This window comes from Variovorax sp. GW822-FHT04E09 (genome assembly GCF_058800845.1).
In genome coordinates, this window is the sequence record NZ_JBXAMR010000002.1 from 955,098 (window position 1) to 966,986 (window position 11,889).

General features: G+C 67.5%; 13 protein-coding genes. 6 read left to right on the plus strand and 7 right to left on the minus strand.

The window, feature by feature from the left end:
* Positions 1-16: 16 nt before the first annotated feature.
* Positions 17-382: a hypothetical protein gene (locus tag AC1RL8_RS11850; RefSeq protein ID WP_492685413.1), complete on the minus strand. Its 366-nt coding sequence runs from the start codon at positions 380-382 to the stop codon at positions 17-19.
* Positions 383-468: 86 nt separating this feature from the next.
* On the opposite strand from AC1RL8_RS11850, the gene AC1RL8_RS11855 reads away from it, so the two are divergent.
* From AC1RL8_RS11855 to AC1RL8_RS11865, 3 genes are all read left to right on the plus strand, one after another.
* Positions 469-648, plus strand: a complete 180-nt coding sequence (locus AC1RL8_RS11855) for a hypothetical protein (protein ID WP_492685414.1) — start codon at positions 469-471, stop codon at positions 646-648.
* Positions 649-717: 69 nt separating this feature from the next.
* The gene (locus AC1RL8_RS11860) at positions 718-1,239 is read left to right on the plus strand and encodes a DUF6680 family protein (protein WP_492685415.1); all 522 of its coding nucleotides are present in this window, start codon (positions 718-720) and stop codon (positions 1,237-1,239) included.
* 105 nt (positions 1,240-1,344) lie between these two features.
* Positions 1,345-1,788: a hypothetical protein gene (locus AC1RL8_RS11865; RefSeq protein ID WP_492685416.1), complete on the plus strand. Its 444-nt coding sequence runs from the start codon at positions 1,345-1,347 to the stop codon at positions 1,786-1,788.
* Positions 1,789-1,863: 75 nt separating this feature from the next.
* On the opposite strand, the gene AC1RL8_RS11870 is transcribed toward AC1RL8_RS11865, so the two are convergent.
* From AC1RL8_RS11870 to AC1RL8_RS11885, 4 genes are all read right to left on the minus strand, one after another.
* Positions 1,864-2,079, minus strand: a complete 216-nt coding sequence (locus tag AC1RL8_RS11870) for a hypothetical protein (protein WP_492685417.1) — start codon at positions 2,077-2,079, stop codon at positions 1,864-1,866.
* A gap of 98 nt (positions 2,080-2,177) precedes the next feature.
* Positions 2,178-2,633, minus strand: coding sequence for a DUF6841 family protein (locus AC1RL8_RS11875; protein WP_492685418.1), 456 nt, complete (start codon positions 2,631-2,633; stop codon positions 2,178-2,180).
* Positions 2,634-2,695: 62 nt separating this feature from the next.
* Positions 2,696-3,280, minus strand: a complete 585-nt coding sequence (locus AC1RL8_RS11880) for a BPSL1445 family SYLF domain-containing lipoprotein (RefSeq protein WP_095744962.1) — start codon at positions 3,278-3,280, stop codon at positions 2,696-2,698.
* Between the two features lie 70 nt (positions 3,281-3,350).
* Entirely contained in the window at positions 3,351-3,776 is a 426-nt protein-coding gene (locus AC1RL8_RS11885) for a CBS domain-containing protein (RefSeq protein WP_062480639.1), read from the minus strand.
* A 689-nt stretch (positions 3,777-4,465) separates the two neighbouring features.
* Between AC1RL8_RS11885 and AC1RL8_RS11890 the strand changes: the two genes are divergently transcribed.
* From AC1RL8_RS11890 to AC1RL8_RS11900, 3 genes are read left to right on the plus strand one after another with little or no spacing between them, the layout of a single operon-like run.
* Complete coding sequence (locus AC1RL8_RS11890; RefSeq protein ID WP_492685419.1) at positions 4,466-5,743, plus strand: HlyD family secretion protein; 1,278 nt, start codon at positions 4,466-4,468, stop codon at positions 5,741-5,743.
* A 32-nt stretch (positions 5,744-5,775) separates the two neighbouring features.
* Positions 5,776-7,104: a hypothetical protein gene (locus AC1RL8_RS11895; RefSeq protein ID WP_492685420.1), complete on the plus strand. Its 1,329-nt coding sequence runs from the start codon at positions 5,776-5,778 to the stop codon at positions 7,102-7,104.
* Complete coding sequence (locus AC1RL8_RS11900; protein ID WP_492685421.1) at positions 7,092-10,502, plus strand: efflux transporter outer membrane subunit; 3,411 nt, start codon at positions 7,092-7,094, stop codon at positions 10,500-10,502. The genes AC1RL8_RS11895 and AC1RL8_RS11900 overlap by 13 nt, the downstream gene beginning before the upstream one ends.
* 32 nt (positions 10,503-10,534) lie before the next feature.
* Here AC1RL8_RS11900 and AC1RL8_RS11905 read toward each other — a convergent pair whose 3' ends face one another.
* Together AC1RL8_RS11905 and AC1RL8_RS11910 are read right to left on the minus strand one after the other, a co-directional pair.
* Positions 10,535-11,362: a transglutaminase-like domain-containing protein gene (locus AC1RL8_RS11905; RefSeq protein ID WP_493196483.1), complete on the minus strand. Its 828-nt coding sequence runs from the start codon at positions 11,360-11,362 to the stop codon at positions 10,535-10,537.
* 48 nt (positions 11,363-11,410) lie between these two features.
* Complete coding sequence (locus tag AC1RL8_RS11910) at positions 11,411-11,854, minus strand: SRPBCC family protein (protein WP_492685423.1); 444 nt, start codon at positions 11,852-11,854, stop codon at positions 11,411-11,413.
* Positions 11,855-11,889 lie beyond the last annotated feature (35 nt).

Consider the following 11,889-nt stretch of genomic DNA (forward strand, 5'->3'; position numbering starts at 1 on the left):
TACGGGCGCACCTAGTTCACTTTCTGGCTGCATAGGTAAGCAGACCCTCCAGCGCTCCCCTCGCTTCCGCAACGTTGTTTTGGTAGGTGCTACCGGAATCCGTTTGCGAGTAGTCAGCCTTGGCCGCTTCGTATCTCTCTTTCGCCCGCGTTAGACCTGCACGCTTCCACCAAGGTGACAACGCGCGTAGCTGATCGAACTCAAAGCCCGATGGGGAGGGGCACATGTAAAAGACTTCAGGACTTTCAGCCATAAGGTGCTCTCGCATCCGGTCGGCGATGTCATTGAACTCTTTTCGCTTTTCGCGCAGCAAGCTGAAGTAGTGGCCACCCCAGAGCCCAAGCAAAAACGTCAAGAGGGATACGGCGAGTGTGATTTCCATTTCAAAGATTGTGTTCTGGTTTCCACTGCGCTGATCAGGCTTGCTAGACCGCACAATCTCGGCGTTACAACTGATGGAGAGCACAAATGGATGTCGATTTGGCGGCTGGCAAGGCCGACGGTATTCTGCTGAAGATTCTTGAGAACTCGCCTGAGGCGATCTATAAAGGCGCGTTCGGCTCGGTACAAAGCGCCGAGGACGCTGCAGAAGCCGTCGCGGCCTTTCGCCGCCGATTGATTGTGAGATTAGCGGAGCAGGGTGAGTAGCTTCTGCTTGGTAGAAATTGTGGCGGCCCTAGCGGCCGCCTTTCTTTTGAAGCTTCGAGGATGGATGCGATGGATTGGACACTCAAACTTAGCGACATTCTGATCATTGCCGCTACTCTGATCAGCCCTTTCGTTGCCGTGCAGGCGTCGGAATATCTCAGAGCGAAAGCTGCGTTAAAGAACGCGCGAGAGAAGGTCTTTCACATTCTTATGAGCACTCGCGGGGCACGTATGTCACCCGAGCATGTGGCTGCGTTGAATCGGATTGACCTTGTCTATCCTGCGGCACAATTCGCTGCGGTCGCGGACGCTTGGAGCCTATATCTCAGAGAGCTATCGAAAGAAGAGCCAGCTTCCGAAGCGGCGCGCGAGGCGGCGTGGGCTGAACACAACCGACTGTTTTATGGCTTGCTGCGAGCAATGGCGGCAGCGTTAAACACGCCTTTTTCGGAAACCACGTTGCAGCACAACGCGTACTACCCCAAAGGCTATGTCTTCAGGGAAACTCAAAGCCAGGAATTTCAGGCTGCCGTGATCAAGGTGCTCAAGGGTGAGCAAGCCATAGCCGTTAGGCCATCGAACGAAGGCTGAAGTTAGCCTGCACCATCTGGTCGCGCTTGAAGATCGCGGATAACTCGCGCGTTCAGGTGTCCGTGTTCATCTATGCTGCCTCGCTTAACAACGGAGCGAGTCAAGATGACAACAGTCCAAAAAGTTCACCCAATAGACGCTCTGAAGCGCTCACTTGGGCGATATGCGGCACTGCAACGCGTGTTCAAAGGGTTTGCTGCGGAGACTGAGGCCGCAAACGATGCTGGTCTTTGGAGTGCCAGCCCGCTCTCAGCCGATGGCCAAAGCTTCGAAATAGCGTTTGCAGGGAGGCGTCTTCGTTGCATCTTTTCAGCGCGACTGCTACAGGACACTGGAGGCGAACTGCAGTTCTTTTTATGTGATCGAGACGAGGGAAAAAAACTCCATCCACTCGGTGCAACAGCCTTCGACGCAAACGGCCAAACGTCGCTCAAGCACTTTGCGGATAGTGAGCGTGCAGACCCGAACCCAATCAACGTAAAGAGCGATGCGGGTGTGCGCGAATTGGTTGCTCACTACATACTGCTGGCACTGGAAGTGGCGCAGTAGGCCGAAAAAAAGCCCGCCAAAGCGGGCCTGTTCGTGGTGCGGCGCATGGACCGTTATCGGTCTATCGGCACCCTGCTAGATAGCGTCCAGCGTATGCCGCACATTCACAAGCGGCGGCATCCTGCTGGTGAGCGCCTGGAACACATCCGCAGCAAGCGCTGTACGTGCGTCGTCGCCGATAGGCTGCCCCGCATGTGGCTCCAGCGCATCGGCCGCCACGCTGGAAAGTTCATCGGCGAGGTTTTGCAGCATCGCAAAGCGAGCGCGGTCGGTATGGGTCAGGTTTTCCATGAGTTTCGTTCCTTGGCCGTGAAGGCATCAGGTAGGCGTGGTGGTAGGTGGGGCGGAGTCCCCGCTCCAGCCAACATCCCTCGGCCCCCAGCAGCCTCTCAACCGATGCCGTGCTGCCGCAGCACCTCGGCCTCATCGCCGGTGATCCAGCCGAACACCTTCGCGGTGCCGCCCTCAAGCCGCACCAGATAGACATTGGTGAAGTCGATCACCTTCTGCGCGCCCTCGACCTTGTAGATCGCTCTCCACGCCACGCGGGCGAGCCCGTGCAATTCGTCGATGGCCGAGATGTCCAGGTTGCGCACGGTCATCCGTTGCACGCCGGTGTCGCGGTAATGCTTGAACCCCTTCGCGGACACGCTCCTGAGTTCTTCATCGTTCCTGCCCGTGAAGACGCCGGCGGGCGAGGCGGCAATGAAGCACGCGGCATACAGCGCCGCCACGGCTTCGAGGTCGGCTTCGCCGGTCAGTCCCGCATTGAATTCCCGCTCATAGCGGTCGAACAACGCGCGCGTCGCAGATTGGATCGGGTGAGCTTCGGCTCCGTTGAGCATGATGACGGGCGCTCCTTGTCGATGGCGCTTCCGACCGGATGCCCGTCATCCGCTGACGGGCATCAAGGTCGAATTTCGGTGACCTTCGCACCCTGCACCGACGCACCCGCCTCCAGGCCCACATTGGTCATCACGAAAGCGACCACGGGCTGCCGGAAGGTGCTGCTGTCGACGACGCCGTTGGCACCGTAGCGTGCCAGCGCCACCGTCGCGTCGACGCCCACCGTCCAGCCCCGGCTCTGGCGGAATTTGTCCAGCGCCTCCCTGGAGGTGAACACGTAGAACACGGCCTTCGACTGCGCACCGGCCTGGAAGCCGATGGAGCCGGCGGTCGTGCTGTAGTAGCTCTGCGTGCGGCCGCCGCTGCGCAGGGCACCGCGACCATAGTCGGCGCCGATGCCGAAGCTTCCGCCCACCACGGACGGGAAGACCAGCACGCCCTGCGCGCCAGCGACGAGGGCGCGCGAACCGGCGACGGTGTCATAGAGGCGGGCCAGCGACGCGTCGACCTGGGCGTCGATGGCCGATGCCGACGACGCCGGGATGTCGTTCGCCGCGCCGGAGGGGCGGGTGACGGTGCAGCCGGTCACGGCGAGGCTCGCCGCGATGGCGGCGGCTGCGAGCAGGTGGAAAGGTGCGACGTGCATGGCAAGTCCTCCAGGAAGAAAGGGAAGGGACAGTGAATCGGGGTGAAGGACCTCGCCTGGTCAGACCTTCTCAGGCCTCGACGGGTTGCGAGATGCCGCACAGCGCCTCGGCGGCCGGCTTGACCTTGGGCTCCTTCACCGCGACGTCGGCCAGCGCCAGGATGCCCACCAGCCGCTTGTCGCGGTTGACGATGGGCAGGCGCCGGATCTGGTGCTCGGCCATGAGCTGCGCCGCATGATCGACGGCGTCGTCCTCGTAGGCCCAGCGGATGCCGTCCGACATGACGTCGCGCACCTTGGCGTTGCCGTCGTGTCCCTCGGCGATGCCGCGCACGGCAATGTCGCGGTCCGAGATCGCGCCGATCATGCGGTCGTTCTCGCCCACCGGCATCATCCCGAAGTCGCCGTCGCGCATGCGCCTGGCGGCCTCCGCGAGGGTGGCGTCGGGACTGATGACCTCGACATCGCGGGTCATCACAGCGTTGACTTTTCGCATCTGGAATCCTTTGAAGAAAAAGTAAGTTGGGCGGCCGTGGTCCACGGCAGGAAATGGGGTGTGCACGGCACTGAACCGGCGCAGCTACAGGTCTAGTCTTCTGCGCGGCCCAAGGTGTAGGACAACCGCCGAAAAGCCGGTGGTGCAAAGGAAGAACGCGCGCATGCCGCAGCCTGGGCGGGCCCTGATGTCGCGCAGGGCATAGAGCTCGCCGGGGTTGATGACCGTCGCTGATGCGTGCCCGCCACAGCGCCCCCGCGGCGGCTGTGACCAATCGCGGCAATATCGTTACGGCCTGTTGAACCCGACGCCGAAGCCGCGTTCTCGACGCCGCGCGCGCAGCGGGCCGCTTCATCGGACCTTGCCCCGTGCGATGCCCGTGGACCTTCGAGACAAACGCGATCACGCGCTGTTCCGCGCGTGCCGACACGCCCAGCCCGTGTCAACCCCCACCGCCGCAACACCTATGTAGGACTTCGCCCGGTCCGCGGCCGAAAAGTAGATGTGAAGTTCGCACATCTTGTTTCTCCCGGAAGCAGGACGGGCCGCGCTTTGGGCGTACCTTTATTGCACCGCAGCACGAAAAATCGAGGCGCGGACCGAGGGGTCGGGAGGTTGATTCGAGTCTCTTTCTTCACCAGACGGCATGCCGTTCGCCGGCATGCCGTCGATGTTTCCAAGAGGTGGTTATGCGAGTGTCCAGACCCATTCCTTTTCCGTCGGAACCGGGCCGACCGCGCGCCCCGGGTGCCGGACGTGCCCGGCGCCAGCGGGGCGCCTTCGTTCCCAAGCTGGCAGCCTATGCGCTGCTGGCCTTCGTGCTGTGGCTGATGGTCGCCACGCTGGTCGAGCCACTCCTGTCCTCGCAGGCCACGCGGGCCGTGTTGCAGGCCCCGGTCGGCATCGTCACCTCGCCGATCAACGGCGTGGTGACGCAGATGGCGGTGCGCACGCGCGATGCGGTGGCGCCCGGCACGCTGGTGGCCACGGTGCGCAACCCGACCGTCAGCCAGGAGATCCTCACCACGCTGACCACGCAGCGCCTGGCCCTGCAAAGCCAGCTGTCGCAGCTGGGCAACCAGTACAAGTCCGACAGCCAGGAGATGCGCTCCATCGGCCAGCAGGCGCAGGTGACCCGCCAGGCCTCGCTGGCGCAGACCTGGGACGCCTGGGAGATCGCACAGCGCCAGCGCGACGTGGCGCACAGCGTGGTCGCCGAGCAGGAAAACAAGGTGCGCACCAACGAAGCGCTGCTGAAAGAAGGCGCCATCAGCGAACAGGTGATGAACGCGTCCGAGGCCCAGCTGAGCACCGCGCGTGCCAATGCAGCGGTGGCCGAGCAGGCCTTCGCGGGACAGGCGCAGACGGTGGCGAGCGCGGGGCAGGGCGCCTTCGTGGGCACCAGCGGCAACAGCCTGTTCCAGACGCTCGCGAGCCGGCGTGAAGCGCTGCGCAACAGCAGCGACCGCGCGCGCCAGGACGGCACCGCGATCGTCAAGCAGCTCGCGCAGATCACGCAGCTCGAGGACGAAGAGCGCCGCCGCGTCGACAAGCTCGCCGCCTACGAGGTCAAGGCGAGCCAGCCCGGCATGGTGCACACGGTGCTTGCGCCCGAGGGCGCGTATGTCACGGCGGGCTCCTCGCTGGTGCGCGTGACCGACTGCAGCCGGATCGGCGTGGTCGCCGTGTTTCCCGCGCGGCTCGCCAAGCGGCTGAGCGTTGGCTCCAAGCTCGACGTGAAGGTGGCGCAGAACGTCGACGTGCCGGCGCGCGTCGAGCAGCTGCTGCCCGTGGCCTCCGACGCACTGCAGAGCACGTACAGCGTGCCCTTCCCCTTTGCCGAGCAGGGCTCGATCTATGCGGTGGCGCGCATCGAGGCGCCCGAGCCGCCGCCCTCGGAAGACGGCAGCCGCCAGACCCTGTGCGTGCCGGGCAAGGTGGTCTCGGCCAGCCTCGCCAAGGCGTGAGAAAGCATGTCGCGCAGCCCACCGAGAACGCCATGTCGATCCCTTTTTCTTTCCGTGCCGTGGCACGGTGCGCCGCCGCATCGATGGCGCTCGCCGGCATCGCTGCTGCAGCTGCTCCTTCACCTTCACCCGGCGCCACGCAGAAGGCCCTTGCGCGCGAGAGCTGCGACGGGTTGCGCCGCGCCGTCGCGCGCGACCAGGGCGGCGCGACGTCGGGGCCGCTGTTCCTGACCAGCTACCGCCCGGCGAATGCACAGGGCGAGCCGCCGTTCGAGCCTGCGCTGGCGGGTGCCGCCTTCACCTACGACAACGCGCTGGCCGGCATCGCGCTCTTGGCGTGCGGCGAGCGCGCCGCCGCGCGGCGCATCGGCGACGCCGTGGTGCGGGCCGTGGCGCACGACCAGACGATGCCCGACGGGCGCGTGCGCAATGCCTACCGCGCCGGCCCGGTCACCGAGGAAAAGCCCGCGCTGCCCGGCCGCTGGGACGCCGGGCGCAAGCAGTGGATCGCCGACGCCTACCAGGTCAGCACCGCCACCGGCAACGTGGCCTGGGCCGCGCTGCTGCTGCTGAACCTGCACCAGGCCGAACCCACGCCCGCCTACCTGGCGACCGCGCGACGGCTGCTGGCCTGGACCGAACAGAACACGCGCGCCCGGAACGGCCCCGACGGCTACAACGGCGGGCGCCACGGCTGGGACAACGCCCAGCGCGCGCAGACCTGGAAGTCGACCGAGCACAACCTGGACATCGCCGTGGCGGCGGCGTGGGCCGCACGCGCGGTGCGCGCCGACGGCCAGCCCGACGCGGCGGAGCAAAGGCAGGCGCGCACCGCGCTCGACTTCGTGGGCCGCATGTGGAACCCGTCGGAGCAGCGCTTTCACATCGGCACCAAGGAGGATGGCGCCACCCTCTCCACCGAAGGCTCCGGCCTCGATGCACAGCTGTGGCCTTTGCTCGCGGCGCCCGAAGGCTCCTGCGCCTGGGTGCGCAGCCTCGACTGGGTCGAGAAGCACCACCGCGTCGGTGCGGGCTACGGCTTCTCGCGCGAGCCCGACGGCATCTGGACCGAAGGCAGCGCGCAGGCGGCCGCCACGCTGGTGGCCCGCAAGGGCGCGGCGCCCGAGGCGCTGTGGCAGCTGCTGGCCTCGCAGCGCGCCGGCAACGGCCTGTACTACGCCACGCCGAGCACGCGCATTGCCACCGGCCTGGCCATCGGCCCCGATTCGACCGGTGCCGATTTCTTCTACTACCGCTGGCCGCACCTGGGCGCGACCGCCTGGATCGCCCTGGCCGCCACGGGTTTCAACCCCTTCACCGGCAAGACCGCCGCATCGGAAGTCCACTCATGTCCAGCCTGATCGCCACACCGGAATTCCAGCTCAACGCCCTGGTCGGGGGGCTCGCCTTGCTCCTCATGACCTGGGCCAGGGTCGAGCGCATCACCCACCGCGTGCTGTTCGGCGCGCTCACGGCGTTGCTGCTGCTGCGCTACGCCGTCTGGCGCGTGGTCGCCACGATGCCGCCCTCCGACCTGGGCTTCGAGACCCTGTTCGCCTGGGTGTTCCTGGGCTTCGAGCTCACGGCCATCGTCTACACGCTGATGTCGATCCACATGCTCATGCGGCGCCGCGACAACCGCGCGCAGGCCGACCGGGGCGAGGCCGCGTTGCGCGAACGCCATGCGCGCGGCGAGGAGGTGCCGGCCGTCGATGTCTTCATCTGCACCTACAACGAAGAGCTGGCCGTGCTCGAGAAGACCATCATCGCCGCGCAGGCCATCGACTACCCGCGGCTGAACGTCTGGGTGCTCGACGACACGCGGCGCGACTGGCTGCGCGCGTACTGCGAGCGCCGCGGCGTGCACTACGCGCGACGGCCCGACAACCGCCATGCCAAGGCCGGCAACCTCAACAACGGCCTGCGCCTGTCCGCGGGCGTGACCGACGCGCCGTTCATCCTCGTGCTCGACGCCGACTTCGCGCCGCAGCGCCAGATCGTCTATCGCATGCTGGGCCTGTTCGAGGACCGCCGCGTGGGGCTGGTGCAGACGCCGCAGTTCTATTACAACGCCGACCCCATCCAGCACAACCTGCGCGCCACCGACAGCTGGGTCGACGAGCAGCGCGTGTTCTTCGACGTGCTGCAGCCCGCCAAGGACGCGGTCGATTCGGCGTTCTGCGTGGGCACCTCGTTCATCGTGCGGCGCGACGCGATCACCGAGGCCGGCGGGTTCCCGGTCGGCAGCGTGTGCGAAGACATCCACACCACCTACCTGCTGCTGCGCCACGGCCGCATCACGCGCTGGCTGGGCGAGCGGCTGTCCAACGGGCTGTCGGCCGAGAGCATCATCGACTACATCAACCAGCGCAGCCGCTGGTGCCTGGGCACCGTGCAGCTCGCGCTGCTGCCCGACGGGCCCCTGCGCGGCCCGGGCTACAGCCTGTCGGCGCGGATGCACTTCCTGCACGGGCTGCTGCACTGGCTGGGCAAGCCCTTCATGGTGCTGGTGCTGCTGGCGCCGGCGCTGTACTGGTATGCCGGCGTCTCGGCCTTCCATGCCACGCCGCAGGCCTTTGCGGCCTACGGCCTGCCGTCGCTCGTGATGTTCTGGGCCTACAGCTACTGGGTCAGCCAGCGGCGCTGCCTGCCCGTGTTCAGCGAGGTGAGCCAGCTGGTGGCGGCGATGGCCGTGAGCGGCACGCTGGCGCGCGCGATGCTGAAGCCCTTCGGCCATCCGTTCAAGGTGACGGCCAAGGGGCTGGACCGCTCGCGCACCGTGGTGCACTGGAAGCTGGTGGCGGTCTTCGGCGGCCTGCTCGTCGCGCTGCAGGGCGCGGCCGCGATGGCGGCCCTGGGCGGCGAGGCGCTGACGCCGGGCGACCAGCTCAACCTCGTGTGGACCGGCATCGCCCTGGTGCTGTGCCTGAGCGCGCTCATGGCCTGCGTCGACCTGCCGCGCCCGCAGCAGGAAGAGCGCTTTCCCTGGCGTGCGCGGGCACGGGTGCGCACGGCCGCGGGCGAGGGCGAGTCGCGCTTCGTCAACATCGCGGCCGACGGCGCGCTGCTCGAAGGCCGGGGGCCGTTGAAGCGCCTGCGCGTCGGGCAGCCGCTGGAGGTGCATGTCGAGCCGGTCGGCTGGCTGCCGGCCCACCTCGCCGCGCGCGGCAGGGCGGGCGCCGAGCTGAAGTTCGCCGCCACCGAGGCGCAGCGCGAAGACCTGGTGCGCCACGTCTTCAACGTGCCGCCGAGCCACGTGGCCGTGCAGGTGCGGCCCTGGCAGGCGGCGTCGGCATTGTTCGCGAGTGCGGGCATGCGCGCGCCGGGCGCGGGCTTCGCGCGGCTGTCGCTGCGCCTGCTCTTCGCGGTGCTGGCCGTGTGCATCGTGCTGGTGACGACCGGGTGCAACCTCACGCCGCCGCTCAAAGACCCCGACCTGTCGGTGCCTTCGCAGTGGCCTGCGGGCGCGACGGCGCCGGGCGCGCAGCCCGTGGACTGGCGCAGCTTCGTGCAGGACGAGGAGCTGCGCGGCCTGATCGCCACCGCGCTCGAGCAGAACCGCGACCTGCGCGCCTATGCCGCGAAGGCCCGCGAGGCGCGCGCGAACTACGCGGGCAACCGCGCTTCGCTGTTCCCGGCGCTGGGCCTGTCGGCGCATGCCCAGCGCGCGCAGACCACGCCGCAGGGCTCGCTCAGCCCGGTCGGCAACCTGCCGTCGGACGGGCGCGTGTCCAACAGCTTCGACGTGCAGGCGGGCGTGATGTCGTACGAGCTCGATTTTTTCGGCCGGCAGCAGAGCACCGCGCAACAAAGCGGCGCGCTCGCCGAGGCCGGCGACAAGGACCACGCGGCCGCGCGCATGAACCTCGTGGGCGAGGTGTCGAACGCCTACCTCACGCTGCGCGCCGACCGTGCCCTGCTCGCGCTGGCCGAGTCCAACGAGGCCGCGCTGAACGCCAATGCCGACACGATCGGTCGCGCCCGCGCCGTGGGCGGCGCCGCGCAGCTCGATGTGTACCGCGTGCAGTCGCTGCTGCAGACCGCGCGCGTGCGGCAGGAGGAATACCGCATGCGTGTCGCACAGGACCTGCAGTGGCTCAACGTGCTGGTCGGGCGCCCCGTGCCGCCCGAGACGGGCGGCGCGCGGCCCTGGCCCGAGCGTTCCACCGCGCAGGTCGCGGCCGGCCTGCCGTCGAGCCTGCTGCAGCGCCGGCCCGACCTGCTCGCGGCCTACGCGCGCGTCGAGGCCGCCAACGCCGGCGTGGGCGCGGCCAAGGCCGCGATGCTGCCGACCATTTCGCTCACGGCGCTGGCCGGCGGTGTGAGCAAGGAGCTGTCGACCTTGCTCAGCAGCGGCAACAGCAGCTGGGCCGGCGTGCTGGGCGTGTCGCTGCCGATCTTCGACTGGGGTCGCCGGTCGGCCAATGTGAGCGCCGGCGAAGAGCGGCTGGCCGCCGCGATGGCCGGCTACGAATCGGCGGCGCAGGTCGCCTTTCGCGAGGTGGCCCACGCGCTGATCGCCAGCGACCACCTGCAGCCGCAGCTGGAGGCGCAACAGGCGCGCGTGCAGGTGCTTGAGAAGGTGGCCGGCATCTCGCGCACGCGCTTTCGCAGCGGCATGGAAGACTACTTCTCGAGCCAGGACGCGCAGCGCGAGCTCTACACCGGGCAGCAGCAGCTGATCGAACTGCAGCTCAAGGCGGCGGTGAACACCGTGAACCTGTACAAGGCCCTGGGCGGGGGCTGGGGCAGCGCGTAGTGCGTGGCGTCGGCGAAGAGCGGCGATTCAGTTCACTGCACCTCGTCGCACCACACCCTGAACCCATCCAGTTCGTTGGGCCCGAAGGTGTTGGACAGTGCGACGTCGCTGGCGTCGCGCCCTTGCGCGATCAGCACGCGGCCGATGCGGGGCACGTTGTTGCGCGCGTCGAAGGTGTACCAGCGGTCACCCAGGAAGGCCTCGAACCAGCCCGCGAAGTCCATCGTGCCGTGCGGCGGCGGCGTGCCGACATCGCCGAGGTAGCCGCTGCAATAGCGGGCCGGAATGTTCAGGCAGCGGCACAGCGTGATGGCCAGGTGCGCGTAGTCGCGGCACACGCCTTGCCCTTCCTTGAAGGCTTCGAACGCCGAGCGGGTGCGCCGCGCATGCTCGTAGCCGAACTCGATGTGCTGGTGCACGAAGTCGCACACCGCCTGCACGCGGCCCCAGCCGGTCGGGCCGTTGCCGAAACGCTGCCAGGCGAAGTCGGACAGCAGGTCGGTTTCGCAGTACCGGCTGCCCAGCAGGTAGAGCAGGGTGGACTCGGGCAGGTACTCCACCGGCACCTGCGGCGCCGAGGGCACGACGATGTCGGGTGTGCCGCTGTCGTGGACCACGGTGTCCGTGCTCAGCACGAAGCGGCCCGCGGGGGCGACCAGGCGTGTGCACCAGTTCCCGAACAGGTCACGGTACGCGGTGGTGGGAACGGCCGGTTTCGTGAGCAGATGGTCCGGGCGCAGGAGGTCCGAGGCGCGCGAGTAGTGAATGCTGAGGGCCAGGATCATCGGCGTCGGCCGGGGAAACTGGTAGGCGATCTCGAAACCGAGCTGGATGTTCATCGGCCCATGATGCGCCTTCATTCGCCAGCGCGCGGGAATTCGCGGTGCGATGCCAGCGCGCGGCGGCTTTCAGGGGGCGTCGGCGGGCCCCGACGTGGCGTGGCGCTGCTCGGCATAGGCCTTCAGCGACCGCATGGTCCGGGGCAGTCCGTGTCGAACCTGCTTGGCGACGCCCGGCCCGAACAGGAAGGCCAGGGCGCCGGTGAACCACACGCGGTGCACCACGTCCGAGCCGCTGTCTGTTGGGGACACCGTGTGCTTGAAGTGCATGCGGAACAAGGGGATGTAGCCCTGCGCGGTGAACGATTGGCCCTCGGAGCGCTCCGTGACCACCATCGGAACACCCATGCCTTTTTGCGGAACGATCCGGCCCTTGGTGCCCACGGCGAAGGGGCCGTCGAGCCGGGCCTGCTTGGTGTCCGGGTCCCACAGGTGCCATCGGTCGACCTCGCTCCAGATGCGGTCGATGACCCGGGGCGGGACGGCGATGTGGATGCGTTCTTCGATGTGCATGGGAGGAGGGGTTGAGGAGGTGGTGGAGCCTAACG